The sequence below is a fragment of the Marinobacter sp. L-46 genome (assembly GCF_056859535.1).
On record NZ_JBSXOP010000077.1, the window covers coordinates 25,769 to 48,990 of the forward strand.

Here is a 23,222-nt window from a genome sequence, read left to right on the forward strand (position 1 = left end):
TATGGACCTGTTGACCAACATTCTTGCCGCCACGATGGTGGCCGGCACCCCGCTGCTGCTGGTGGCCCTGGGCGAACTGATCTGTGAGCGCTCCGGCGTTCTCAACCTGGGGCAGGAGGGCATGATGCTGATGGGCGCGGTGGCCGGGTTCATCGCGACCTTGTCTACCGGCAGCCTGGCCGCCGGGGTTGTTGTCGCCATGCTGACCGGGCTGGCGATGTCGATGTTGTTCGCCGTTATGGCAGTGACCCTCTCCGCCAACCAGTACGCCGCCGGGCTGGCGTTAACCATCTTCGGCACGGGCCTGAGCGCCTTCGTGGGTGCCGGCTTTGTCGGCCAGTCCATCGAGGGTTTTGAAAAAATTGCGATCCCCCTGTTGAGTGATCTTCCAGTGCTGGGTCGGGCGCTTTTCACCCAGGATTTGCTGGTGTATTTTTCCTGGCTGGTGTTTGCAGGTGTTGCTCTGTTCCTGCGCTTCAGCCGCGGCGGCCTGGTTCTGAGGGCCGTTGGGGAGTCGCCAGGTGCGGCCAACGCCAATGGCTTGCGGGTACTCACCGTGCGTTACCTTGCGGTGGCCTTTGGCGGGGCCATGGCCGGCCTTGCCGGTGCCTATCTGTCGCTGGCCTACACCCCAATGTGGACCGAGAACATGACCTCAGGCCGGGGCTGGATAGCGCTGGCGCTGGTGGTGTTTGCCAGCTGGCGCCCCGGGCGCTTGCTGTTGGGTGCTTACCTGTTCGGGGCGGCCTCCATTCTTCACCTGGTGCTCCAGGGGCTGGGCTGGCGCAGCCCCACCGAGTTGCTGGCGATGCTGCCCTACGTGGTCACCATCCTGATGCTGATTCTTTTGTCGTTCGACCCGGTACGCACCCGGTTGAACACCCCGCTGTCTCTTGGCCAGCCCTACCGGCCGGGACATTAACTAAAACGATGTACTGCTAACAACCGATGACCCAAAAAAGTAACCAGAGAGGCTATGCCATGAAAGCACTTCGTAAAATCCTGATCGCAAGCTGCGTTGCTGCAGCCTGTTTTGCGCCTGCTGCCCATGCCGAGAAGTTCTTCGGTGGCTCCAGTATCTCCATCCTGCACAGTGCCGATTACCAGGGCGTTCAGTTCGACGCCGGTGGTAACGGGGGAGTGGAATACGAGGCGACCTACTTTACGTTCGAGAACGTGACCGCCCACAACTGGGGTGGCACCTTCTTCTTTATCGACCGGGAGCAGCCTCAGGGAGACCTTGAAGGTACCGACAACGTATACGGTGAATTCGCGCCCAATATCAGCGGCAGCTGGCTGACAGGCCAGGATTTGTCGTTCGGGCCGGTGAAAGACATCACCCTGGCCGGGCAGTACGAATTTGGCGGCGGTACCGAGGCAAACAACTACATGTACGGTTTCGGCCTGGCGTGGGACGTGCCTGCGTTCCGTTACTTCGCTACATCTTTCTACTACGTTGATAACAGCGAGATCAGTGATGACTGGCAGATGACGGTCACCTGGGGCCTGCCGTTTGATGTGGGTGCGGCGAAATTCCTGGTGGATGGTTACATCGACTGGTCCACCTCGGCCAGTGATCACGAGTCCGAGTTCCAGTTCACGCCCCAGATCAAGCTGGACGTGGGTAACTTCATGGGCAACCCGGGCGTGCTCTACGCCGGTATTGAGTACCAGTACTGGAACAACAAGTTTGGCCTGAACGAGACGCTGGTAGACACCCAGAGTTCAGTCAGCGCACTGGTGAAATTCCACTTTTGATCCATTTCAGGAGTCCATCGGAATGGAAAGTGTGGACTCCTGAATCACCGGACAACAAGTGAGTGAACCATGACCAGATCACTGTCAGTGCAGCAGAACACATCTGAAGCGGGCCGGAGCTACCGGCCTGGCCGGATCCGGGAGCGGAACCGGGAAGCCATTCTGCAGGCGGCCGAGCAGGAGTTTGCCCTGCACGGCTACAAGGGCACCACCATCCAGAATATTGCTGAACGGGCCGGCTTGCCGAAGTCCAACGTGCTTTATTACTTCAGCAACAAAAAACGCATGTACAGCGCCATGTTCGACGACATTCTGCTGCGCTGGAACAAAGTATTCTCGGAAATAAAACCGGACGACGATCCGGCTACTGCACTGGAAACCTTTATTCGCACCAAGGTGAACATGTCGCAGCAATACCCGCTAGCGTCACGATTGTTTGCCATGGAAATCATTCAGGGCGCGCCCTTCTTGCTCGACCACCTGCGCACCAACATGCGCGAGTGGGTGCGGGGCAGGGCGTCGGTAATCCAGCACTGGATTGATGAGGGCAGGATGGCGCCGGTGGATCCGGTACAGCTGATTTTCCTGATCTGGTCGTCGACCCAGCATTATGCCGATTTTCAGGTGCAAATCCTGATGGTGGAAAACAAGGCAGAGTACGAGCCAAGGGACTTCGGGCATGCCGCGGATTTTCTTGTTGACGTTATTCTCAGAGGCTGTGGCCTGGAGCGACCTGGATGAATGAAGGTAAAACCTACCCAAGGGATATGCGCGGTTACGGTGAACATCCGCCCCACGCGCAGTGGCCCGGTAACGCCCGTATCGCGGTGCAGTTTGTGTTGAATTACGAAGAAGGCGGTGAGAACTGCGTGCTGCACGGCGACGAGCACTCGGAAACCTTTCTGTCCGACATCATCGGCGCCGCACCCTATCGTGACCGGCACCTGAGCATGGAATCGCTCTATGAGTACGGCTCCCGGGCCGGGGTCTGGCGGGTATTGCGGGAGTTTCGTCGCCGCGGGCTGCCGCTGACCGTATTCGGTGTGACCATGGCCATGGCCCGCAACCCGGAGGTGGTCAGAGCGTTTATTGAAGACGGCCACGAAATCGCCTGCCATGGCATGCGCTGGATTCACTATCAGGAGATGAGCGAGTCCGAAGAGCGGTGCTATATGCAGCTGGCCATAGAGCAGCACCAGGCACTCACCGGTGAGCGCCCGCAAGGCTGGTATACCGGCCGCGACAGCCCCAATACCCGGCGGCTGGTGGTCGAGGAGGGCGGCTTTCTGTACGACAGCGATTATTACGGTGATGACCTGCCGTTCTGGACACAGGTGATCGACTCCGCTGGCACACAGCAGCCCCACCTGGTGGTTCCCTACACCCTTGAAGCCAATGATATGCGCTTTGCCTCGCCCCAGGGCTTCAATACCGGCGAGCAGTTCTTCCAGTATTTAAAAGACAGTTTCGATGTGCTGTACGCCGAAGGCCTGGAAGCCCCGAAGATGCTGTCGGTGGGGCTGCATTGCCGGTTAATCGGACGGCCGGGAAAATTCCGCGCCCTGCAGCGATTTCTGGATTACCTGGAACAGCACGACCGGGTGTGGGTGTGCCGCCGGGTCGACATTGCCCGGCACTGGCGCACGCACCATCCCTTTGAGTCTCAACCTACCTCGAGTATCTGCCATGACTGATGTAGTGATTGCCCCGGTACCGGAAGGCCCGGAGTTTGCCCGGCTGGGACTGAACCTGGCGGACAGTTCTCTGGGAGCCGAAGTACTGGAAGTCACCGACGAGTTTTTTGCACCCCGGGCGCGAATGCTGGCACCTGGGCCGGCCGCTTTCTACCCTGACCGCTACGATGACCACGGCAAGTGGATGGACGGCTGGGAAACCCGCCGGCGCCGGACCACCGGCCACGACTGGTGCATTGTGCGGCTGGCCATGCCGGGGGTACTGACCGGCGTGGACTTTGACACCAGTTTCTTTACCGGCAACTTCCCACCGGCGGCATCATTGGAAGCCTGTTACAGCCCGGCAGCTGTGCCTGATGGCAACAGCGAGTGGGTTCCCCTGGTGCCGGCTACCAAGCTTGCCGGCAATGATCATCGGTTCTGCGCCATCACTTCTGACCGGCCCTGGACCCATGTGCGTTTGCATATCTACCCGGACGGCGGGCTTGCGCGCCTGCGGGTTTATGGCAGGCCGTGGATGGACTGGCGCCGGGCAGCCCCCAACCAATCCATCAACTTGCTGGCGCTGGAATGCGGTGCCGACCAGGTGGCCTGGAGCGACGCCCACTATGGTGAACCCAGAAAGCTGCTGCGCCCCGGGCGAGGCATCAATATGGGCGACGGCTGGGAAACACGGCGTAGGAGAGAGCCAGGCAACGACTGGTGCATTCTGGCCCTCGGCCACAAAGGTATTCCGGAAAGCATCGAGGTAGATACTGCTCACTTCAAGGGCAACTTCCCGGCCGCCTGCTCGGTACAGGCCGCCTGTGTGGAAGCCGGGGCGGGCACGGCGGCGTCGCTGATCACCCAGAGCATGTTCTGGCCGACCTTGCTGGAGCCCCAACCCCTTGAGGCCGACGCCATACTTAAGTTCACGGATCTCAAGGAGCTTGGAGCCATTACCCACATTCGCTTCAACATGATTCCTGACGGCGGGGTGAGTCGGGTGCGGTTATTCGGGGAGCCGGTTCTGTGAGCGTGTTACGACTGATAGCGGTTGAGCGGCTTACCCGCGAAGCTTTCGAACCCTTCGGTGATGTCATTGACACTCACGGCCCGGCACCTTTGTTGATTAATCAGGGGCGCACCGAGCGTTTCCACCAGCTGGCAGGTGCTGAGTGCCTGGGCGAGGGCGCCCGGGCTATCCTCTCCATTTTCCGGGGCCAGCCGCTTTTACCGTTGGAGATCCACATGATGGAACGACACCCCCTCGGGAGCCAGGCATTTGTGCCAATGAACGGTAGAGATTTCCTGGCGGTGGTGGCGCCCCCCGGCGACTTTAATGAAACGGAGGTTCGGGCTTTTTGGGCCAGGGGCGGGCAAGGCGTGAACTACCGGCCGGGCACCTGGCACGCGCCGCTACTGCCGCTGGCGGCTGACTCCGATTACCTGGTGGTGGATCGCGCCGGCCCGGGCGTTAACTGCGACGAAGTGCTGCTGAACACCCCCATACAACCGGTTTTGCCTGAGGAAGGTTCATGAATGAGTTACCTGTGATTTCACTACAAGGTTTGCGGAGCCCGTACCTGACCGAGCGCCAGGCAACGGCGGCAGAACTGGGGCGGGCCTGCAGGGATATCGGCTTTTTTTACGTCAGTGACCACGGCATCCCGGCGGAGGTCTGTGAGGGCGTATTTGATCTGGCCAGGCAGTTATTCCAGTTGCCAGCCGAGCAGAAGCAGCAGATGTCGATCAAGCGGTCGCCACACAATCGCGGCTATGTGGCGCTGGCGGATGAAAGATTGAACCCGCAAGCCGGCGCAGACCGGAAAGAGGCCTTTAATATAGGCACTGATTTCCCTGAAGATCACCCGGATGTACTGGCAGGAAAGCCGTTCCGGGGTGTTAATTTCTGGCCACCGATTGAGGGCTGGAAGGCCGGGGCGCTGGATTACTTTGCGGAATGCTTGGCGCTTGGCCGGTTGATCCATCGCGGCTTCAGCCTGGATCTCGGGCTGGCTGAAGACTTTTTCGAACCCCACCTGAAGCAGCCAATTGCAACCCTGAGAATGCTGCGTTATCCGCCGGGTTCGGATGTGCATGCCCGGGAAGATGCGGGGGCAGGCACTCATACCGATTATGGCAACATCACCATTCTGGCGACGGACGGTGTAGCGGGGCTTCAGGTGCGCAGCCGACAAGGGCACTGGCTGGAAGCTCCCCATGTTCCAGGCGCGTTTGTCTGTAACATTGGTGATTGCCTGATGCGCTGGACCAACGATACCTATCTTTCGACACCACACAGGGTGAAGGCGCCAGAGCGGGAACGCTATTCAGTGGCCTTCTTTCTGGAAGTGGACCCGGATGCGGTGGTGGACCCCCGGGATGTAAAGCCGAACGAAGCGCCCAAATATGAGCCGATCACCTGTTCGGACTATCTTGCGGGAAGGTTGAATGCCACCTATGAACACAGGAAGGGGTGATGTTTACTTTTTGGTGACCAAGCCGGGGAGTTGCTGCAGAAACAAAAAAAGCCAGTGCTTACGGGAATCGTAAGTGACTGACTTTTCAGGCAAGATTGGTAGGACCACGCGGATTCGAACCGCGGACCTCTACCATGTCAAGGTAGCGCTCTAACCAACTGAGCTATGGTCCTGTCTCGCAACGGAGACGAAATATACGGATTTCGCGGGGGTTGGTCAACCTCTTTGAGGCTGATTTTTGGCTTTCAGCAGGCCTTTGATGGCGCGGCTCAGGGCACCCCAACGGTTCACCAGCAGTGCTGCGAAGATCAGGCCGCAACCGGCCATTTGCAGGGCGGTCATGCTTTCGCCAAACCAGGCGGTGGCGAACAGTGCTACCCACACCGGTTCCAGTACCAGTATCACCACTCCGTGGCTGTGTATCGAAAGGCTCTGGGCATAGGTTTGCAGCAGAAAGCGCCCCGCAGTGGCGACGACTGCGCTGGCCAGTACCCATACATAAAGCATGGGGGGCGGGTTGGTCAGGGTGGGCGCCCAGGGCTCACTGATGGCGGATTCAGCCAGGGTAACCAATCCCACGGTCAGCAACGCCATGGCCGTTAGCGGTAATGCCGGTACCTTTTGTTTCTGGATGGTTTCGCCGCGCTTGTTGACCACGGTGCGCTGGTTGGCGGCCCGGGTATTCAGGGTGAAATACAGCGCGAAGATGAACGCTGCGGCCACGAAATAGAGTTGCCCGGGGTCTGGCCGGAAGCCGTTTTCCAGGGAAAGCAATGCCAGGCCGGAGACGGCGATGGGGATGGCCAGCCAGGTGCTGATGGGTTGTGGTTCGCCGAATACCAGTCGCGCCAGTACCGGCACAATCACCACACCCAGGCTGGTCAGAAAGGCACCTTCGCCCATGCTCTCGGCGTGGAACAGGCCCATAATCCAGCAAGTCATCGCGATGCCGAACACGGCGCCCACGCCAACGGCGCGGCCAAGCTGGTCTGCGCTCAGGCGCAGGAGTGACGGCAGGGCGATAAGGGCCAGCACACTGCCTGCTATAAGAAACCGGGCTGCCATGAACATTAACGGTGGCATCATCAGCACGGCTTCTTTGGAGAACATCCAGCCGAATGCTGCGAACAGGGTAACGACAACAAGCAGCAGATCGGATTTGTGGGCGTCAGACATGATCGAACCAGGCCAGCTGTATGGGAAAGGTTGATCAATCTATCGTTAGGGTACTAAAAAATAAAGCAGCGAAAACCGAGGGGTAGCAATTCGCACAATGATCAAAACCAGCCACCGTCTTTAATAGCTTCAAAACCGAACCGCAGCGTTACTTCATCGCCCACCATGCCGTTGTCGACACCGTAGGTCATACCCCAGTCGCTGCGTTTGATGACGGTTTCTGCGCTGATACCCAGTGTGTACTCCTCATGGCCGAAGGGGTATTCGGCCGCTTTGTTCAGGGTGACGTCTATATCCACGGGGCGGGTCTGGCCCAGGAGGGTCAGGTCGCCGGTTACGGTGCCGGTGTTGTCTCCGGTTTTTTCAAAGCCGGTGACCACAAAGGTGATGTCGGGATGAGCTCCGGCGTTCAGGAAGTCCTTGTTACGCACGTGGTCATCACGTTTTTCGTGGTTGGTGAACACGCTGGCGGCTTTGAACATCAGTTTGCCTGAGCTGAGCTCTCCGGTTTCCTCGTCGTATTCAAACTCTCCTTCAACGTCCCGGAACATGCCCATAACCGGGGCATAGCCCACGTGCATGATTTCGAAACTCATGGAGAAATGCTCTTCATCCACGACAAATTTAGCGGGCTCCGCTTGCAGGGCCAGCGGCAGGAGCAGAAGGGCAGAGGCGGTGATTGCTTTAAGGTTTGGCAGAGTCATGATTGTGTCTCCGTTGATAGAGCCAGCACACGTCCACAAAAAACGACCCATGCAACTAAATAAGAACGAAGGCTTCTGGATAACCGGGTTTCAGGCATCGGAACTGCGGCCGGCTCCGGAGCCGGAGCGCTCTCAACCAGGCTCCGGGCAGGTGGTGGTTCAGGCCCTTTATTCGGCGATCAGCCGGGGGACGGAATCTCTGGTATACAACCAGCGGGTGCCGGTCACCGAGCACCAGCGGCGTTATTCTGTGCCGGCCGTGGCCGTTATTCCGGTGCCTCCCACAGTGCCGCCGGCCAGGGCGATACTGGCCGCCAATATGGAAACGGCGGTCAACGGCGTTTGGGATGCCCAGCCGGCGGTCGGGGACCGCGTTGCCGTGGTTGGCCTGGGTGTGGTGGGGCTACTGGCTGCATGGCTGGTTAGCCGGATTCCCGGTGTGGAACTGCTGGCCATCGACCCGAACGGGCAACGGCAGGCAGTGGCCGAACGGCTGGGCTTTGCTTTCTCTGCTGAACCGGATATTGCCGATTGTGACCTTGTGATTCACGCGTCTGGCCAACCCGGCGGGCTGGCGACGGCATTGGCCCTGGCTGGGCCAGAGGCGCGGGTGATTGAACTCAGCTGGTATGGAGACCAGCCCGTTCAGGTACCCTTGGGGCAGGCCTTCCATCCCGGGCGCCTGACGCTGAAATCCAGCCAGGTTGGCCAGCTGCCGGCAGAACGCCGCCCCCGCTGGGACCATCGCAGGCGCCTGGCGCTGGTGGTTCACCGCCCGCCGGCTCGGGGTTTCTCTGAGCTATCCGGTGGCAGTGCTGGCGATGGCGGTGCCTGTCACCATTTCCGGTTGGGGTGTTCGCGAGGGCGCCGCCGAGAATCAGCTGCCATGCGATGTCGGTGTCCAGTGCGTTCCTGCCATGAGCTACCTGCGAATCTGTTTATTGTGTTTTCAGTATAGGAACATTGTGTGCAAAGCTATAGGTACGTTACATTTTCCAATTGATTCACTTTTCCTCAATTTTTCAGGGGCATTCAGCCATGCGCTACCTGCAATCGTTCAACAGGCGCCTGCGGCACGTACGGGAGCAGGGGCAGCTGTCTTTGGCCGATATCGCTGAAATCTGCGGTGTAGACGAGGCGCGGGTACGCAGCTGGGAGGCGGAAGATGGCCGCCAGCGGGGCTTTCCCGGGGTTACCGAATTGCTGGATCTGTGCCTCAGGACGGAGACGCCCCTTGAACAGCTGCTCGATATGGAAGAGGCCGGAGACAGTGACCAGCTGGAGCTGCCAGGCCTGGCCTTCAGTAACAGTGATGATCTTTCGGTAGCGCTGCAGGAGCTGGAGCAGGAAATCAGCCGGGTTCAGCTGACAGACGGCGAGGCGGAACTGCTGCGCCGGTTCCGCAAGACAACAGACGATAACCGGCGCATGGTTCTGCAGTTGCTGGGGCGCTAGGCGCCCCGGATTCCGCTTTTAGTTCTCTTTCTTGTAGATGTTCTCGTAAACGTAGTTGGTGGCCTCTACAAAGCCATCAATGCTGCCGCAGTCAAAACGCTGGCCCTTGAACTGGTACGCCAGCACACAGCCATTCTTCGCCTGCTCCAGCAGGGCATCGGTAATCTGGACTTCGCCGTTCTTGCCCGGAGGCGTGCGCTCCAGGATGTCGAAAATGTCCGGAGTCAGGATGTAACGGCCAATGATCGCCAGGTTACTGGGCGCATCTTCCGGGGCCGGCTTTTCCACCATGTCGGTAATGCGGTACAGGCCGTCTTTCATGGACTCACCGGCAATCACGCCGTATTTGTGAGTCTCGTCCTGCGGTACTTCTTCGATCGCCACGATGGAGCAGCGGAACTGGTTATACAGTTTCACCATCTGGGTCAGCACGCCCTCGCCATCTTCCGGGCCCACGCAAAAGTCATCCGCGAGCACCACGGCAAACGGGTTGTCGCCCACCAGGTTGCGGCCGGTGAGGATGGCGTGGCCCAACCCCTTCATCTCGTTCTGGCGGGTGAAGGCAAAGGTGTTGTTGTCGATCAGGTCCCGGATCGAGGTGAGCAGGCCTTCTTTGCCGGAGCCGGCAATCTGGTGCTCCAGCTCGTAGCTGATATCGAAATGGTCTTCGATCGCACGCTTGCCCCGGCCGGTTACAAATCCGAATTCGTGGATTCCGGCATCAGCCGCTTCTTCTACCCCGTACTGCACCAGCGGTTTGTTAACAACCGGCAGGATTTCCTTGGGCATGGCCTTGGTGGCCGGAAGAAAGCGGGTGCCGTAGCCGGCAACGGGGAACAGGCACTTCCTGATCATGTGGGCGTCCTTAGTATTGATCCGGTGATACACAGAAAATGATTCACAAGTCCGAGAGTTTACCGGACTTGTCGGGCAAGGGGGAGGGCGCGTGGGTGTTCCGGTAGCCCTGTGTAATAAAGGTCGCAGTCATTGTTAGCAAATAGTCTAACCAGAAAATCAGTATTGTTGACAATCCGGGGTTTGATGCGTAAATTCCAGAACAATTCAACAGATATTGTTAACAAACCTATGAGCCAGCCTGCGATTCAATCGTTAACCCGCGCCGATGAGGCTTTTGATTGTCTGCAAACTGCTATTGTTACCGGAGACCTTGCGCCCGGTGAGAAGATCGGTGAGGTAGAGCTGTGCTCCCGCTTTAACCTGACCCGAGGCCCGCTGCGTGAAGCACTGGGCCGGCTGGAGTCTCGCGGCCTGCTGGTTCGCCGGCCCCATGCCGGGGTTAAGGTGGTGTCTGTCAGCGCTGATGAGCTGATTGAACTCTACCGGATTCGCGAAGTGATGGAAGGGCTGGCGGCGCGCCAGGCTGCCGAGCGGATGACCGATGAAGAAATCCGTGACTTGAAAGCGACCCTGGACAGTCATGAAAAGATGATAGAAGAAGCTCAGGGGCAAGCTTATTACCAGGCTGAAGGTGACTACGATTTCCACCACCGGATCGCCACCGGCAGCCGCAATGCCAAGCTGGCCCAGATGCTGCTGGGCGATCTGTATTACATGGTGCGCATGTACCGTTACCGGTTAAGCACCTCCGCCGGGCGCCCGCACATGGCGCTGGGTGAACACCGCCGTATCGTCGAAGCCATTGCCCAGCGCGATGGGGAACTCGCCGAATTCCTGATGAAAAGACACATCAACGCCGCCCGCAAGAATATTGAGAAAAAGATTCAAGAAGGCGTTCTAACTATCTGAACAAAGAGGTAAATGACATGGCTAACAAACTATCCCCCGGTGCCCGTTTCCGCAAGGCCCTGAAAGAAAACCAGCCGCTGCAAATTGTTGGTACTATCAATGCCTACGCCGCCATGATGGCAGAGCGGGTAGGGCACCAGGCCATTTACCTTTCCGGTGGTGGTGTGGCTAACGCCTCCTACGGCCTGCCGGACCTGGGCATGACCACCATGAACGATGTGGTGGAAGATGTGCGCCGCATTACGGCTGCCACAGACGTACCGCTGCTGGTGGATATCGACACCGGTTGGGGCGGAGCCTTCAACATCGGCCGTACCATCCGTGAAATGGAACGCGCCGGTGCTGCTGCGGTTCATATCGAAGACCAGGTTGCCCAGAAACGCTGTGGCCACCGTCCGAACAAGGAAATCGTTTCCAAAGAGGAAATGGTTGACCGCATCAAGGCTGCTGCCGATGCCCGGGAAGACAAAGATTTCTTCATCATGGCCCGTACCGATGCCTTCCAGAAAGAAGGTCTGGAAGCTGCGATTGACCGCGCCAAGGCCTGCATTGAAGCCGGTGCAGACGGTATCTTCGCCGAAGCAGTACACGAGCTGAGCGACTACAAAGCCTTCGCCGAAGCCATTGATGCGCCGATCCTGGCTAACATCACTGAGTTCGGTGCCACGCCGCTTTACAACAAGTCGGAACTGGCCGAAGCCGGCGCCGCCATGGTGCTGTACCCGCTGAGCGCCTTCCGCGCCATGAACAAGGCCGCGCTGACGGTGTACCAGAACATCCTCGAGAAAGGCGATCAGAAAGACGTGGTAGACCTGATGCAGACCCGCATGGAGCTGTACGATTTCCTGAACTACCACGATTTCGAGCAGAAGCTGGACCAGCTGTTTGCTCAGAAAAAGGACTGATTGCGTTAAACTGAACAAAATATAAACAGAAAATCTGGGAGACCAACATGGCTGAAGCAAAGAAACTAGGTGGAGCAGGCCTGCGCGGCCAGGTGGCTGGCGAAACCGCCCTGTGTACCGTTGGCAAAACCGGTACCGGCCTGACCTACCGCGGCTATGACATCACTGATCTGGCTGACAATGCCCAGTTCGAAGAAGTGGCCTACCTGCTGCTGCGTGGCAAGCTGCCGAACCAGGCCGAGCTGGATGCCTACAAGACCAAGCTCAAGAGCCTGCGCACCCTGCCGGATGCCCTGAAACTGGTGCTGGAGCAGATCCCCAAAGACGCCCACCCGATGGACGTGATGCGTACCGGTTGCTCCATGCTGGGTAACCTGGAAACCGAGCAGGACTTCAGCGAGCAGGACGACAAGATCGACCGTATGCTGGCGGTGTTCCCGGCCATCATCACCTACTGGTACCGCTTCGCCCACGAAGGCGTACGTATCGATACCGCCAACACCGAAAGCGATTCCATCGGCGGCGTGTTCCTGGAGCTGCTGCACGGCAAGAAGCCCAGCGAGCTGCACGAGCAGGTGATGAACGTTTCCCTGATTCTGTACGCCGAGCACGAATTCAACGCATCGACCTTCACCGCTCGCGTTTGTGCCTCCACGCTGTCTGACATCCACAGCTGCGTAACCGGCGCCATCGGTTCCCTGCGCGGCCCGCTGCACGGCGGTGCCAACGAAGCGGCCATGGAGCTGATCCAGAAGTTCCAGGCTCCGGAAGAAGCCGAAGCCGGCCTGATGGGCATGCTGGAGCGCAAAGAGAAGATCATGGGCTTCGGGCACGCTATCTACAGCGAATCCGACCCGCGCAACGCCATTATCAAGAAGTGGTCCGAGAAGCTGGCCAAGGAAGTGGGCGACACCGTGCTGTACCCGGTATCTGTTCGCTGCGAAGAAGTTATGTGGCGCGAGAAGAAGCTGTTCTGTAACGCCGACTTCTTCCACGCATCTGCCTATCACTTCATGGGCATCCCGACCGAGCTGTTCACCCCGATCTTCGTAATGTCCCGGGTTTCCGGCTGGACCGCCCACGTAAAAGAGCAACGCGCCAACAACCGAATCATCCGCCCGAGTGCCGAATACACTGGCCCTGAGCACCAGGATTGGTTGCCGATTGGCGAGCGTTCTTAAGAGGTTTTAAACCATGAATACCGAATTCAGAAAAGCCCTTCCAGGCACCGACCTGGAATACTACGACACCCGCCAGGCGGTAGAGGCCATTCAGCCGGGCTCCTATGCCAAGCTGCCGTACACCTCCAAGATCCTGGCCGAGCAGCTGGTGCGTCGTTGTGACAAGGAATCCCTGACCGATTCCCTCAAGCAGCTGATCGAGCGCCGCCGTGACCTGGATTTCCCCTGGTACCCGGCCCGTGTGGTGTGCCACGACATCCTGGGCCAGACCGCCCTGGTAGACCTGGCCGGCCTGCGTGATGCCATCGCGGAGAAGGGCGGTGATCCTTCTAAAGTTAACCCGGTGGTGCCCACCCAGCTGATCGTGGATCACTCCCTGGCGGTGGAAGCACCGGGCTTTGATCCGGACGCTTTCGAAAAGAACCGTGCCATCGAAGACCGCCGCAACGAAGACCGTTTCCACTTTATCAACTGGACCCGCACCGCGTTCCGTAACGTGGATGTGATTCCGGCCGGTAACGGCATCATGCACCAGATCAACCTGGAGAAAATGTCTCCGGTGATCCAGAACCGCCCGGACGAAGATGGCCATCCGATCGCCTTCCCGGACACCTGCGTAGGTACTGATAGCCACACCCCGCACATTGATGCCCTGGGTGTTATTGCTGTGGGCGTGGGTGGTCTGGAAGCCGAAACTGTTATGCTGGGCCAGCCTTCCATGATGCGCCTTCCGGATATCGTGGGTGTGAAGCTCACTGGCAAGCGTCAGCCGGGCATCACCGCCACCGATATCGTTCTGGCGATTACCGAGTTCCTGCGTAAGGAACGCGTTGTTGGTGCCTATCTGGAATTCTTCGGTGAAGGCGCTTCCAGCCTGACCATCGGCGACCGTGCCACCATTTCCAACATGACTCCGGAATACGGTGCCACCGCCGCGATGTTCTACATCGACGAGCAGACCATCGACTACCTGAAACTGACCGGCCGTGAGCCCGAGCAGGTAGACCTGGTTGAGAAGTACGCTAAAGAAACCGGCCTGTGGGCGACCGAAATGACCGAAGCCCAGTACGAGCGTGTGCTGGAATTTGATCTTTCAACCGTTGTGCGTAACGTGGCTGGCCCGTCTAACCCGCACCGCCGTGTGGCGACTTCCGACCTGCACGATCGCGGCATTGCCGTGAATCTGGACAAGGCCCTGGAAGAAGAGAAAAAGGGCCTGATGCCCGATGGCGCGGTGATTATCGCGGCGATCACTTCCTGCACCAACACCTCCAACCCCCGCAACGTGGTGGCGGCCGGCTTGTTGGCCAAGAAAGCCAACGAGCTGGGCCTGGTCCGCAAGCCGTGGGTGAAGTCGTCCTTCGCACCGGGCTCCAAGGTTGCCCGACTGTACCTGGAAGAAGCCGGACTGCTGCCGGAGCTGGAAAAGCTGGGCTTCGGCATCGTGGCCTACGCCTGCACCACCTGTAACGGTATGTCTGGCGCCCTGGACCCGAAAATCCAGCAGGAAATTATCGACCGCGACCTGTACTCCACTGCGGTGTTGTCTGGTAACCGTAACTTCGACGGCCGGATTCACCCCTACGCCAAGCAGGCGTTCCTGGCGTCTCCGCCACTGGTTGTGGCCTACGCCATCGCCGGTACTGTGCGTTTCGACATCGAACAGGACGCCCTGGGCTACGACAAGGATGGCAAGCCGGTCACCCTGAAAGACCTGTGGCCGTCTGACGAAGAAATCGACCGCATTGTTGGCGAGTTCGTTAAGCCGGAGCAGTTCAAGCAGGTATACATCCCGATGTTCAACCTGGATGAAGCCGAGCAGGCCAAGAGCCCGCTGTATGAGTGGCGCCCGCAGTCCACCTACATTCGCCGCCCGCCTTATTGGGAAGGCACCATGGCGGCCGAGCGCCAGCTCAAGGGCATGCGCCCGCTGGCGATCCTGCCGGACAACATCACCACCGACCACCTGTCGCCGTCCAACGCCATCATGATGGACTCCGCCGCCGGTGAGTACCTGCATAAGATGGGCCTGCCGGAGGAAGACTTTAACTCCTACGCTACCCACCGGGGTGATCACCTGACCGCCCAGCGTGCCACCCTGGCCAACCCGAAACTGTTCAACGAAATGGTTCGGGACGAAAACGGCGAAGTGGTGCAGGGCTCCCTGGCCCGTGTGGAGCCGGAAGGCAAGACCATGCGCATGTGGGAAGCCATCGAAACCTACATGGAGCGCAAGCAGCCGCTGATCATCATCGCTGGCGCTGACTATGGTCAGGGTTCTTCCCGTGACTGGGCCGCCAAGGGTGTAGCCCTGGCGGGTGTGGAAGCCATCGTTGCTGAAGGCTTCGAGCGCATTCACCGTACCAACCTGATCGGCATGGGTGTGATGCCCCTGCAGTTCGAAGAAGGCACCACACGCCAGACCCTGCATCTGGACGGTACCGAAACCTACGACGTAGAAGGTGCCGCAGCTCCGGGTACGAAGCTGGAACTGGTCATCCACCGCAAGACCGGTGAAGAAGACCGGGTACCGGTAATCTGCCGACTGGATACCGCGGAAGAAGTCACCGTGTACTCCGCCGGCGGCGTACTGCAGCGCTTCGCCCAGAACTTCCTGGCGTCTGAGGGGGCGGCATGAGCTTCCCCCCACAGATAAAGGTTCCAGCCACCTACATGCGTGGCGGTACCAGTAAAGGCGTGTTTTTCCGGCTGCAAGACCTGCCGGAAGCGTGTCAGGTGCCCGGCGAGGCCCGCGATAAGCTGCTGCTTCGGGTGATCGGCAGTCCCGATCCCTATGAAAAGCAGATCGACGGTCTGGGTAACGCCACCTCCAGTACCAGTAAAACGGTGATTCTGGCCGCACCGACGCAGCCGGACCACGATGTTGACTACCTGTTCGGTCAGGTAGCGATCGACAAGCCGTTTGTGGACTGGAGCGGTAACTGCGGCAACCTGACCGCAGCCGTCGGTGCCTTTGCTATCAACGGTGGCTTTGTCTCTAAAGACCGCATCCCGGAAAACGGCACCTGCGTGGTCCGCATCTGGCAGGCCAACATCAAGAAAACCATCGTGGCCCATGTACCCATCACCAATGGTGAAGTGCAGGAGACCGGTGATTTCGAACTGGATGGCGTGACCTTCCCGGCCGCGGAAGTGAAGATCGAATTCATGGATCCGGCCGATGGTGAAGGTTCCATGTTCCCCACCGGCAACCTGGTGGATGACCTGGACGTGCCGGGTATCGGAACCCTGAAAGCGACCATGATCAACGCCGGAATACCGACCATCTTCCTGAATGCGGAAGACATCGGTTATAAAGGCACGGAGCTGCAGAACGACATCAACAGCGACCCGAAAGCGCTGGCCATGTTCGAGACCATCCGTGCCCATGGCGCAGTGAAAATGGGCTTGATCAAGGATGTTGCCGAGGCGGCTAACCGTCAACACACGCCGAAGGTGGCGTTTGTGGCCAGGCCGGCGGATTATGTGTCTTCCAGCGGCAAGCAGATCAATGCGGCCGACATCGACGTGCTGGTTCGCGCCTTGTCTATGGGCAAGCTTCACCACGCCATGATGGGTACCGCAGCCGTCGCTATCGCAACGGCTTCCGCGATTCCCGGAACACTGGTGAACCTGGCCGCCGGCGGCGGTGACCGTACCGAAGTGACGTTCGGCCACCCCTCCGGAACTCTGGGTGTGGGAGCTGAAGCGAAAGAAGTGAACGGCGAATGGACTGCCACCAAGGCCATCATGAGCCGCAGTGCGCGGGTTATCATGGAAGGCTGGGTGAGGGTGCCCGGCGATACCTTCTGATGTGCTATAGCCCGGGCCTGATCAGGCCCGGGTTCTTCGACGACTATCGATCGCTTCAAGGGCCGTGAGCCCCTCGAGGTGGAAAAACAGTTTCACCCTTTGGGCCAACTGCGGAATTGATGTTATGGCCTGTCTCAGTTCCGGCTGGCCGAGCAGGATGACCCGCATGGATGGCCCGCCCATACTTTCCATGCCGGTGAGCATGCGGATATCTTCCAGGTTCTCACGGGTCAGGTTCTAGTAGTTTGTACAGAGTATCCCTGTTCACCGCTTTCGCCACGGGATTCCGAAAAACGGCGCCCGTTCACCGTCAAGGCTACACCGGGCGCTTGTTGTTGCGATAGTAGCGGAAGATTTCTTTCAGGGGGCGCCTGGGCTTGAAGCCGAACTCCCTGGCAAAGGTTCGCCCGTCAATCACCACCGGGTACTTGAAGAAAGCCAGCAGGTAGTGTGGGAAGCTTTTCAGGTTCAACAGCCGGGCAATGGTTTTCGGCACAATGGGCGGCACAGACAGAATCGGAATACGCTTGCAGCCGCACATTTTCAGGGCTTGCTGATAGGCTACCCAATCGTGGGGCGCCACGTTGAACACGCCTTTGACCGGCTTTTGCCAGGCCAGCACGATGGCATCGGCCATGTCGTCAATATGGATGAACTGCATCATCGGCGAAAAACCTGCCAGCACCGGCGCCCGTTCGCTGGAGAGCAGGGCGCTCATGGTGTTGCGTACACCCGGGCCGACGATGTTGCAGGGCCGCAGAATGGTGATGTTCAGCTCCGGATACCGCCATAGGTAAATGTTGGCCAGGTTTTCCAGCTCCACGGAATCCACCAGGTCTGCGCTCAGCCCGGCACTTTTCAGGGGGGCTGCTTCGTCAATCAGCGCCGGGTTGTAGGCCATGGCGCCATACACGTGGAAGGTAGAGAGGATAATCACCCGTTTGATGCCGTATTTGTGGGAGAGGTCCAGGAGCCTCTGGGTGCCCAGTACGTTGGCGTTGTAGCGGCGCATCCGGGTCAGCTCACTGGTCATCAGCCGGCCCAGGTGGATAACGCCGTCAAACCGGTATTGCCGGAACAGGTCTTCAAAGCCCCGCTTGTTCAGGTCGATGCAGTAGCTGGGAATGTCATCGCTGAGGTACACCTGCTGTCGGAAGTCCACCGCCACAATGTCGCAGTTATCGCTCAGGCGGTTGATTACTTGCTGGGTGAGGGCGCCGGCTGCACCGGTCACCAGGATTCTGGGCTTGCGTTGTTCAGACATCAGAACAGCCCCTCCCGCTCGCTCAGGCCCTTGTCGATCAGTTTGCGGATTTCTGCCTTGACCGCTTCAACCCGTTCAGTCACCTGTTCTTCCGGGATCTCGCTGTTGTCGAAGTACATGGGTTCGCCAAAGTTCAGGCGCACTTTCACCGGGAAGATCACTGGTAGCGCCACCGGTACGTAGGGCACGCCCAACGCCCTGGCCAGGGGTTTGATGTTGGCGATGGCCGGAATGGTTTCTTCGCAGCCGACAACACCCACCGGCACAATCGGAGTGTTGTATTTCATCGCCAGGTGCATGAATCCGTTGCCAAAGCGTTTGAGCTGGTAGCGGTCCCGGTAGAGTTTGCCGGAGCCCCGAACCCCTTCAGGAAACACGATGACGGCTTCATCGTTCTCCAGCATCTTGGCGCAGTTGATGGGGTCGCCCAGCACAGCGCCCACATCGTTGAGCAGGTTGCCCAGCCATGGGACGGTCGGGAAGAAGCGCTCGATCATGGCTCTGGGTATGCGAGGCTGGTCCGGGCGGGAAGCCAGTGCATAGCCGATCAGCAGGCCGTCCAGGGGCAGCTGGCCGGAATGGTTGGCGATCAGCAATACCGGGCCTTCCGCTGGAACCTTCTCCACGCCGGAGGCCTCTACTCGAAAGTATTTCTCGTAGATTTGCCGGGTGAGGGTGAAGCCGTACTTAACGGCATCGTTGTTGAATCCCCAGGGGTCGTAGCCAAGGCTGCCGATGGGTTTGCGAATTCGGTTCAACTGCGCTTCCAGCTCCGCCGGAACCAGTCGGGATTTCAGATAAGATGCCAGGCCCATACCCATACCCGCTCCCTGTGTTGACGATTGCTTCAGGCCGTCAGCCGCGACCAATTACAACGCCAAGCGTGTGGCTTTGGCCCTCATTTAATACCCGGTAGTCCGTGGCTGCATTGGCCGTTTCGACACACACCATTTTTTGCCAGCCTGTGCCCGGAAAGTCAGAAAGTCTTAAGGCTTTCTCGGGGCCGGGGTTCCACACTACCGTGGAATCACTGCCAACAGATGTCAGTTTGCGTTTTCCCGCGGGGGTGACCAGGGTCAGTGGCTCTGCCGATTCGTAGATGCGATCAGTTTCACCGTCGAAATAAACCGGGCCTTCCTGTTCAAAGTAGTCCCAGTCTTTCAGGGTATCCATATATTGGCTGTGGCCCAGCCCCAGCAGCCGGGTGCGGCTGATGTCCGAGGTTGGCAGATAGGTGTGCAGGGCCTGGCTCAGCGCCAGCGGGTCTTTGGATAGATTGGTGGTGGTCAGGGCGATCTGGCAGCCGCGGACTGAAAAGCTGAAGGTCATCAGCGCCAGCACGTGGCCATCCCACTGGTCTGCAAAGTCTTCATTGGCATTTAGCGACAGGCTGATTTCCACTTTATGGGCACTTTCCCGGACATCTTCCAGCCGCCAAAGGGCAGTGCGGGCGAAGCCATGGGCTGAGGGGGTATGCACCCGTTTGCGGATCTCCGGCGGGTTGCGGGCCGGGTCGCCAAACCAGGGCCAGCACACAGGAATGCCGCCACGGATGGCACGGCCCGGTTCAAATCGGGCGGTATCACTCAGCCACAGCCAGTTGGTGTCGTCGTTTACGGCAAAGTGGGTGAGGTGCGCGCCCTGCAGAAATACCGTAGCGCTGAATACCGGATGATGAACCTCCAGGGCTTCCAGCTGGCCAATGGTCTTCCAGCGGGTGAACGACCATTGGCCCGGGGTGACGGAGACCGGCGGAGTGTGACTGCTTTCAGGCATGGCGGGTGGCTTCTCCTTAAGTGTATCTTCTTATCCGTAGATTAAATTAAATACGGCTTGCCGGCGAGTTTGACCCTACAATAGCCGGAAAATTCCGCGAGGCCCCACCATGCATTCAGACAGCGACCAGGCCATTATCATTCCGTTTCCGGACCCTGTGCTGGAACGTGCTGCCGATCAGCTCGAACAGGTTGCCGGTGACGAACTAATAAGCACCGTTACCGGGGCAGATGTTCAGCCAGCGATTGATGACTTCTGGCTGGATGAGCTGGCGGATGGTTTGAGTGAATCGGCCTGGATGGAGCTGGACCTTACCCCCCGGTTGCCGGCTGGTTTGCTGGCGGCGTTGCGCAACGAAGTAGCCATCCTGGATAAAACCGAGGCCATGAGCCGCGCCGGTATCGGCCGGGGTAGGGACCTGGTGAAAGACCGCAGTGTGCGTCGCGACAAGATTGCCTGGATGGATGGTAACAGTGAACCGCAGCGCCTGTTGTTCGAATGCCTGGAACAGATAAGGGAAGGTCTGAACCGGCGCCTGTATCTGGGGCTCAAGCGGTTTGAGGCCCATTACGCCACCTATCACCCCGGCGATTTCTATAAGCGCCACCTGGACAGCTTTCGTGGCCGTGCCTCCCGGGTGGTCAGCCTGGTGTTGTACCTGAACGAGGATTGGGGGCTGGAAGATGGCGGAGAACTGCGGGTGTTCTCTGCAGCTGATTCCGGGCAGATGGTCGGGCAGGTGCGTCCGGAAGCAGGCAGGGCGGTGCTGTTCCTGAGCGAGCAGGTGCCCCATGAGGTTCTGCCGGCAAGGCGCACCCGTTACAGCATTGCCTGCTGGTTCCGGCAGGATGAAGTGCCATTACCGCTATAGGCCGTTGTAGTCCTGAAACCCTTCTGATACTATTCGCGCCGCTTTCGGGGAAATGTCCCGAAACGCCGTTATGGTGGCCCCATTGGTGCCTCCGCAACATGAAACCGTGAACCCGGTCAGGCCCGGAAGGGAGCAGCCGAAGCGGTGGATGTGTGTGCCGGGGGATTGCTGGTGGGGTCACCCCCAGATTTTCCCCTCGTTGTTCTTTCTTTCCGATTTTCTCTGTTTTCCTGTATCGCTTTGTGATCCGTTTCACAATTGAGCGTTATGTGGCCCTGTTGGCACTTATCCCTGTCTATAGTGTTTTTGGCATGCTGCCCATTGGGTATTGTGCCGTTGCCCGAACACAACAAAGACAAAAAGGGAAACACATGAAAAGTGCCAAAACAAAAGCAGTTGTAACGGCGGGTGTACTGGCGGCAGCAATGACTGCCCAGCCGGCTTCCGCATGGTGGTTCAGTAAGCAGGATACCTATACCCAGACCGAGCATCCGATTGTCCTGGTGCACGGGTTGTCAGGCTTCAATAAGCTGTTTGGCCTGGTCTCCTATTTCAACGGAGTGCCGGATGAACTGGCGGAAAGCGGGGCGGAAGTCTTTGTTCCCCAGGTGTCTGCTGCCAACTCTACCGAGATCCGTGGTGAGCAGTTGCTGGCCCAGATTGAAGAATATATAGCAGTAACCGGGGCCGAGAAGGTGCACCTGATTGGCCACAGCCATGGCGGCCCAACCATTCGCTATGTGGCGGGCGTTCGACCAGACCTGGTGGCTTCGGTATCCAGTGTCGGTGGCGTTAACTGGGGCACCCCGCTGGCAGATACCATGAATAATGGCAGCCTGGACGGCCTGGGAGACTGGTTCTTCGGCTTGATCGATACCTTCTCCGGTGGTGGCGGCCTGCCGCAAGACACCGCCGCTGCCATCCAGTCACTGAGCACGGAAGGCAGTATTGCCTTCAACGCAGACTTCCCGGCAGGCCTTCCTTCTTCTTATTGCGGTAATGATGGCGCACAAGTGGCCAACGGCATCCGCTACTACTCCTGGGGCGGCAACAAAGCGATCACCAATGTTCTGGACCCGAGCGACCTGCTGCTGGGTGCCCTGACTCCCGTCTTTGACGAACCCTCCGACGGCATGGTGCCGTCCTGCAGCATGAAGCTTGGCAAGGTGCTGGGTGTGGATTACCGCCACAACCACCTGGACGAAGTGAACCAGGTGTTGGGGCTGGTAGGGCCGTTTGTGACAGATCCGGTTCAGCTGTACCGGCAACAGGCAAACCGTCTTAAGAATCTTGGCCTCTGACACTGCCGATAACCGAAGGCGGGCCCCTGCGGCCCGCCACGGATCGATTTTATGAACCATAAACGATTTGCTGTATTGGCCGGCCTGCTGCTTGTATGCGGAGCGGCCGGCTGGTGGCTTATGCCGGGTCCTGTCAAGACGGCCCCGAAGCCAGTCTCATCGGTCGTGGAGCAGGAGCAGGAGCAACCGGCAGCTACTGCTGGTTCATCGGGTTCCGCGCTGGTGCCTGGTAATGTGAATCATCCTGCCTTACCCCGTGATGAACGCGTTTCTGACATTGAAGTGGACGGACAGGTGCGCCTTGATATGAATGGCAACCTGGTGCTGGACCGCCAGCTGCGCCGTTACCTGGATTTCTTTATCGGGCTGACGGGGGGCGCCTCCCATTACGAAACCCTGAAGGCCCGCCTGGCGTCTGAGCTCAAGGCACAGGATTTACCTCCGGAGATTCAGCGACAGGTGCTCGCCATTCTTGATGACTACCTGTCGTACCGGAAAGCAGCGGAAGCGATGGCCAGTAACGAACACCACAGCGTTGACGACGTTCGCCAGGCCCTGGGCCAGATTCATGACCTGCGCCGGGAGCATCTCGGCCCGGATGTGGCGGAAGGCTTTTTTGGTGAAGAAGAGCGCCGGTTGCAGGTGATGCTCGACCGCCAGAAGATTCTCAGCGACGAAAGCCTGACAGCTTCCGAGCGTGACCGCGCCCTGGCGCAGCTGGGCCAGCTGTTGCCAGAGTATTCCCGTGAACTCCGTCGCCGGTCCCGAACCGTGGTCGAAACGGCTATGCAGGTGCAGCAACTGCGGGAGCAGGGAGCTTCGGAAGCCGAAGTGCGGGAGTTGCGTTTAAAGGCCTATGGTGCGGAAGCTACCGAACGCCTGGCACGGCTCGACCAGCAGCGGAATCAGTGGCAGAACCGGCTGGGTGAATACCGGCAGCAAAAGGCCCTGATCGACAATAACGAAGGCCTGGCTCCGGCCGACCGGCAGGCTGCGGTGGAAGCCCTGCGGGAACGGATCTTCACCGAAGAGCATGAACGCCGGCGAATTCGCGCCCTGGAGCGCACGGCCGGCATGGATTCATAGCCACGTCAT

At 59.0% G+C, this 23,222-nt stretch carries 24 protein-coding genes, 1 tRNA gene and 1 other RNA gene; 18 read left to right on the plus strand and 8 right to left on the minus strand.

The window, feature by feature from the left end:
• Position 1 precedes the first annotated feature (1 nt).
• The 7 genes from AC13DJ_RS13325 (at position 2) to AC13DJ_RS13355 (ending at position 5,914) form a co-directional block, all read left to right on the plus strand.
• On the plus strand, positions 2-922 hold the full coding sequence (locus AC13DJ_RS13325; protein ID WP_199453898.1) for an ABC transporter permease: 921 nt from the start codon (positions 2-4) through the stop codon (positions 920-922).
• Positions 923-981: 59 nt separating this feature from the next.
• Complete coding sequence (locus AC13DJ_RS13330) at positions 982-1,758, plus strand: outer membrane protein OmpK (RefSeq protein WP_286815738.1); 777 nt, start codon at positions 982-984, stop codon at positions 1,756-1,758.
• Positions 1,759-1,827: 69 nt separating this feature from the next.
• A complete protein-coding gene (locus AC13DJ_RS13335; protein ID WP_153739990.1) occupies positions 1,828-2,499 on the plus strand; it encodes a TetR/AcrR family transcriptional regulator in 672 nt (223 codons plus the stop codon).
• The gene (puuE, locus tag AC13DJ_RS13340) at positions 2,496-3,452 is read left to right on the plus strand and encodes an allantoinase PuuE (protein WP_199457935.1); all 957 of its coding nucleotides are present in this window, start codon (positions 2,496-2,498) and stop codon (positions 3,450-3,452) included. Before AC13DJ_RS13335 ends, puuE begins: the two co-directional genes overlap by 4 nt.
• Positions 3,445-4,467 carry an allantoicase gene (gene alc / locus AC13DJ_RS13345; protein WP_286815737.1) on the plus strand — a complete coding sequence of 341 codons (1,023 nt, stop codon included), beginning with the start codon at positions 3,445-3,447 and terminating at the stop codon, positions 4,465-4,467. The genes puuE and alc overlap by 8 nt, the downstream gene beginning before the upstream one ends.
• The gene (locus AC13DJ_RS13350; RefSeq protein ID WP_286815736.1) at positions 4,464-4,973 is read left to right on the plus strand and encodes an ureidoglycolate lyase; all 510 of its coding nucleotides are present in this window, start codon (positions 4,464-4,466) and stop codon (positions 4,971-4,973) included. Before alc ends, AC13DJ_RS13350 begins: the two co-directional genes overlap by 4 nt.
• Positions 4,970-5,914 (plus strand): isopenicillin N synthase family dioxygenase, encoded by a 945-nt coding sequence (locus tag AC13DJ_RS13355; protein WP_286815735.1) that lies wholly within the window; start codon positions 4,970-4,972, stop codon positions 5,912-5,914. Before AC13DJ_RS13350 ends, AC13DJ_RS13355 begins: the two co-directional genes overlap by 4 nt.
• 96 nt (positions 5,915-6,010) lie before the next feature.
• Here AC13DJ_RS13355 and AC13DJ_RS13360 read toward each other — a convergent pair.
• The 3 genes from AC13DJ_RS13360 to AC13DJ_RS13370 all read right to left on the minus strand — a co-directional run bounded on the left by AC13DJ_RS13360 (position 6,011) and on the right by AC13DJ_RS13370 (position 7,794).
• Positions 6,011-6,087: transfer RNA gene (locus AC13DJ_RS13360), tRNA-Val, on the minus strand.
• Positions 6,088-6,130: 43 nt separating this feature from the next.
• The gene (locus tag AC13DJ_RS13365; protein ID WP_022989067.1) at positions 6,131-7,090 is read right to left on the minus strand and encodes a DMT family transporter; all 960 of its coding nucleotides are present in this window, start codon (positions 7,088-7,090) and stop codon (positions 6,131-6,133) included.
• A gap of 101 nt (positions 7,091-7,191) precedes the next feature.
• Positions 7,192-7,794: a YceI family protein gene (locus tag AC13DJ_RS13370; protein ID WP_482933453.1), complete on the minus strand. Its 603-nt coding sequence runs from the start codon at positions 7,792-7,794 to the stop codon at positions 7,192-7,194.
• A gap of 49 nt (positions 7,795-7,843) precedes the next feature.
• Here AC13DJ_RS13370 and AC13DJ_RS13375 point away from each other — a divergent pair, with 49 nt between their 5' ends.
• Positions 7,844-8,752: an MDR/zinc-dependent alcohol dehydrogenase-like family protein gene (locus AC13DJ_RS13375; RefSeq protein WP_482933454.1), complete on the plus strand. Its 909-nt coding sequence runs from the start codon at positions 7,844-7,846 to the stop codon at positions 8,750-8,752.
• 80 nt (positions 8,753-8,832) lie between these two features.
• On the plus strand, positions 8,833-9,249 hold the full coding sequence (locus tag AC13DJ_RS13380; RefSeq protein WP_273134653.1) for a helix-turn-helix domain-containing protein: 417 nt from the start codon (positions 8,833-8,835) through the stop codon (positions 9,247-9,249).
• Between the two features lie 18 nt (positions 9,250-9,267).
• Here AC13DJ_RS13380 and galU read toward each other — a convergent pair whose 3' ends face one another.
• A complete protein-coding gene (gene galU / locus AC13DJ_RS13385; RefSeq protein WP_058340761.1) occupies positions 9,268-10,104 on the minus strand; it encodes a UTP--glucose-1-phosphate uridylyltransferase GalU in 837 nt (278 codons plus the stop codon).
• A gap of 231 nt (positions 10,105-10,335) precedes the next feature.
• On the opposite strand from galU, the gene AC13DJ_RS13390 reads away from it, so the two are divergent.
• The 5 genes from AC13DJ_RS13390 to prpF are packed head-to-tail and all read left to right on the plus strand — an operon-like array spanning position 10,336 to position 16,915.
• The gene (locus AC13DJ_RS13390) at positions 10,336-11,016 is read left to right on the plus strand and encodes a GntR family transcriptional regulator (protein WP_482933455.1); all 681 of its coding nucleotides are present in this window, start codon (positions 10,336-10,338) and stop codon (positions 11,014-11,016) included.
• Positions 11,017-11,033: 17 nt separating this feature from the next.
• Entirely contained in the window at positions 11,034-11,921 is an 888-nt protein-coding gene (gene prpB, locus AC13DJ_RS13395) for a methylisocitrate lyase (protein WP_058340762.1), read from the plus strand.
• 47 nt (positions 11,922-11,968) lie between these two features.
• A complete protein-coding gene (prpC, locus tag AC13DJ_RS13400; protein ID WP_482933456.1) occupies positions 11,969-13,102 on the plus strand; it encodes a bifunctional 2-methylcitrate synthase/citrate synthase in 1,134 nt (377 codons plus the stop codon).
• A gap of 13 nt (positions 13,103-13,115) precedes the next feature.
• A complete protein-coding gene (acnD, locus tag AC13DJ_RS13405) occupies positions 13,116-15,740 on the plus strand; it encodes a Fe/S-dependent 2-methylisocitrate dehydratase AcnD (protein WP_482933457.1) in 2,625 nt (874 codons plus the stop codon).
• Entirely contained in the window at positions 15,737-16,915 is a 1,179-nt protein-coding gene (gene prpF, locus AC13DJ_RS13410; protein ID WP_482933458.1) for a 2-methylaconitate cis-trans isomerase PrpF, read from the plus strand. Before acnD ends, prpF begins: the two co-directional genes overlap by 4 nt.
• Before the next feature lie 21 nt (positions 16,916-16,936).
• On the opposite strand, the gene AC13DJ_RS13415 is transcribed toward prpF, so the two are convergent.
• The 4 genes from AC13DJ_RS13415 to AC13DJ_RS13430 form a co-directional block, all read right to left on the minus strand.
• Positions 16,937-17,119, minus strand: coding sequence for a hypothetical protein (locus AC13DJ_RS13415; protein WP_482933459.1), 183 nt, complete (start codon positions 17,117-17,119; stop codon positions 16,937-16,939).
• Positions 17,120-17,231: 112 nt separating this feature from the next.
• On the minus strand, positions 17,232-18,179 hold the full coding sequence (locus AC13DJ_RS13420; RefSeq protein ID WP_482933460.1) for an SDR family oxidoreductase: 948 nt from the start codon (positions 18,177-18,179) through the stop codon (positions 17,232-17,234).
• The gene (locus AC13DJ_RS13425; protein WP_482933461.1) at positions 18,179-18,994 is read right to left on the minus strand and encodes a lysophospholipid acyltransferase family protein; all 816 of its coding nucleotides are present in this window, start codon (positions 18,992-18,994) and stop codon (positions 18,179-18,181) included. The genes AC13DJ_RS13420 and AC13DJ_RS13425 overlap by 1 nt, the downstream gene beginning before the upstream one ends.
• A gap of 40 nt (positions 18,995-19,034) precedes the next feature.
• Positions 19,035-19,955 carry a D-hexose-6-phosphate mutarotase gene (locus tag AC13DJ_RS13430; RefSeq protein WP_482933462.1) on the minus strand — a complete coding sequence of 307 codons (921 nt, stop codon included), beginning with the start codon at positions 19,953-19,955 and terminating at the stop codon, positions 19,035-19,037.
• Positions 19,956-20,064: 109 nt separating this feature from the next.
• On the opposite strand from AC13DJ_RS13430, the gene AC13DJ_RS13435 reads away from it, so the two are divergent.
• The 4 genes from AC13DJ_RS13435 to AC13DJ_RS13450 all read left to right on the plus strand — a co-directional run bounded on the left by AC13DJ_RS13435 (position 20,065) and on the right by AC13DJ_RS13450 (position 23,213).
• Positions 20,065-20,826 carry a 2OG-Fe(II) oxygenase gene (locus AC13DJ_RS13435; protein ID WP_482933463.1) on the plus strand — a complete coding sequence of 254 codons (762 nt, stop codon included), beginning with the start codon at positions 20,065-20,067 and terminating at the stop codon, positions 20,824-20,826.
• 80 nt (positions 20,827-20,906) lie between these two features.
• Positions 20,907-21,003, plus strand: an RNA gene (ffs, locus tag AC13DJ_RS13440) — signal recognition particle sRNA small type.
• Between the two features lie 194 nt (positions 21,004-21,197).
• On the plus strand, positions 21,198-22,127 hold the full coding sequence (locus AC13DJ_RS13445; protein WP_482933464.1) for an esterase/lipase family protein: 930 nt from the start codon (positions 21,198-21,200) through the stop codon (positions 22,125-22,127).
• A gap of 51 nt (positions 22,128-22,178) precedes the next feature.
• A complete protein-coding gene (locus AC13DJ_RS13450) occupies positions 22,179-23,213 on the plus strand; it encodes a lipase secretion chaperone (protein ID WP_482933465.1) in 1,035 nt (344 codons plus the stop codon).
• The last annotated feature ends 9 nt before the right edge of the window (positions 23,214-23,222 follow it).

What these genes read in the sequence shown, in the direction of transcription:
- puuE (WP_199457935.1), top strand. Translation starts at nt 2,496, where the DNA reads ATGAATGAAGGTAAAACCTACCCAAGGGATATGCGCGGTTACGGTGAA.
- AC13DJ_RS13435 (WP_482933463.1), top strand. Translation starts at nt 20,065, where the DNA reads ATGCATTCAGACAGCGACCAGGCCATTATCATTCCGTTTCCGGACCCT.
- alc (WP_286815737.1), top strand. Translation starts at nt 3,445, where the DNA reads ATGACTGATGTAGTGATTGCCCCGGTACCGGAAGGCCCGGAGTTTGCC.
- AC13DJ_RS13430 (WP_482933462.1), bottom strand. Translation starts at nt 19,955, where the DNA reads ATGCCTGAAAGCAGTCACACTCCGCCGGTCTCCGTCACCCCGGGCCAA.
- AC13DJ_RS13370 (WP_482933453.1), bottom strand. Translation starts at nt 7,794, where the DNA reads ATGACTCTGCCAAACCTTAAAGCAATCACCGCCTCTGCCCTTCTGCTC.
- AC13DJ_RS13445 (WP_482933464.1), top strand. Translation starts at nt 21,198, where the DNA reads ATGAAAAGTGCCAAAACAAAAGCAGTTGTAACGGCGGGTGTACTGGCG.
- galU (WP_058340761.1), bottom strand. Translation starts at nt 10,104, where the DNA reads ATGATCAGGAAGTGCCTGTTCCCCGTTGCCGGCTACGGCACCCGCTTT.
- AC13DJ_RS13420 (WP_482933460.1), bottom strand. Translation starts at nt 18,179, where the DNA reads ATGTCTGAACAACGCAAGCCCAGAATCCTGGTGACCGGTGCAGCCGGC.
- AC13DJ_RS13425 (WP_482933461.1), bottom strand. Translation starts at nt 18,994, where the DNA reads ATGGGCCTGGCATCTTATCTGAAATCCCGACTGGTTCCGGCGGAGCTG.
- AC13DJ_RS13390 (WP_482933455.1), top strand. Translation starts at nt 10,336, where the DNA reads ATGAGCCAGCCTGCGATTCAATCGTTAACCCGCGCCGATGAGGCTTTT.
- prpB (WP_058340762.1), top strand. Translation starts at nt 11,034, where the DNA reads ATGGCTAACAAACTATCCCCCGGTGCCCGTTTCCGCAAGGCCCTGAAA.
- AC13DJ_RS13335 (WP_153739990.1), top strand. Translation starts at nt 1,828, where the DNA reads ATGACCAGATCACTGTCAGTGCAGCAGAACACATCTGAAGCGGGCCGG.
- acnD (WP_482933457.1), top strand. Translation starts at nt 13,116, where the DNA reads ATGAATACCGAATTCAGAAAAGCCCTTCCAGGCACCGACCTGGAATAC.
- AC13DJ_RS13330 (WP_286815738.1), top strand. Translation starts at nt 982, where the DNA reads ATGAAAGCACTTCGTAAAATCCTGATCGCAAGCTGCGTTGCTGCAGCC.
- AC13DJ_RS13415 (WP_482933459.1), bottom strand. Translation starts at nt 17,119, where the DNA reads ATGCTCACCGGCATGGAAAGTATGGGCGGGCCATCCATGCGGGTCATC.
- AC13DJ_RS13355 (WP_286815735.1), top strand. Translation starts at nt 4,970, where the DNA reads ATGAATGAGTTACCTGTGATTTCACTACAAGGTTTGCGGAGCCCGTAC.
- AC13DJ_RS13380 (WP_273134653.1), top strand. Translation starts at nt 8,833, where the DNA reads ATGCGCTACCTGCAATCGTTCAACAGGCGCCTGCGGCACGTACGGGAG.
- AC13DJ_RS13365 (WP_022989067.1), bottom strand. Translation starts at nt 7,090, where the DNA reads ATGTCTGACGCCCACAAATCCGATCTGCTGCTTGTTGTCGTTACCCTG.
- prpF (WP_482933458.1), top strand. Translation starts at nt 15,737, where the DNA reads ATGAGCTTCCCCCCACAGATAAAGGTTCCAGCCACCTACATGCGTGGC.
- AC13DJ_RS13325 (WP_199453898.1), top strand. Translation starts at nt 2, where the DNA reads ATGGACCTGTTGACCAACATTCTTGCCGCCACGATGGTGGCCGGCACC.
- AC13DJ_RS13450 (WP_482933465.1), top strand. Translation starts at nt 22,179, where the DNA reads ATGAACCATAAACGATTTGCTGTATTGGCCGGCCTGCTGCTTGTATGC.
- AC13DJ_RS13375 (WP_482933454.1), top strand. Translation starts at nt 7,844, where the DNA reads ATGCAACTAAATAAGAACGAAGGCTTCTGGATAACCGGGTTTCAGGCA.
- prpC (WP_482933456.1), top strand. Translation starts at nt 11,969, where the DNA reads ATGGCTGAAGCAAAGAAACTAGGTGGAGCAGGCCTGCGCGGCCAGGTG.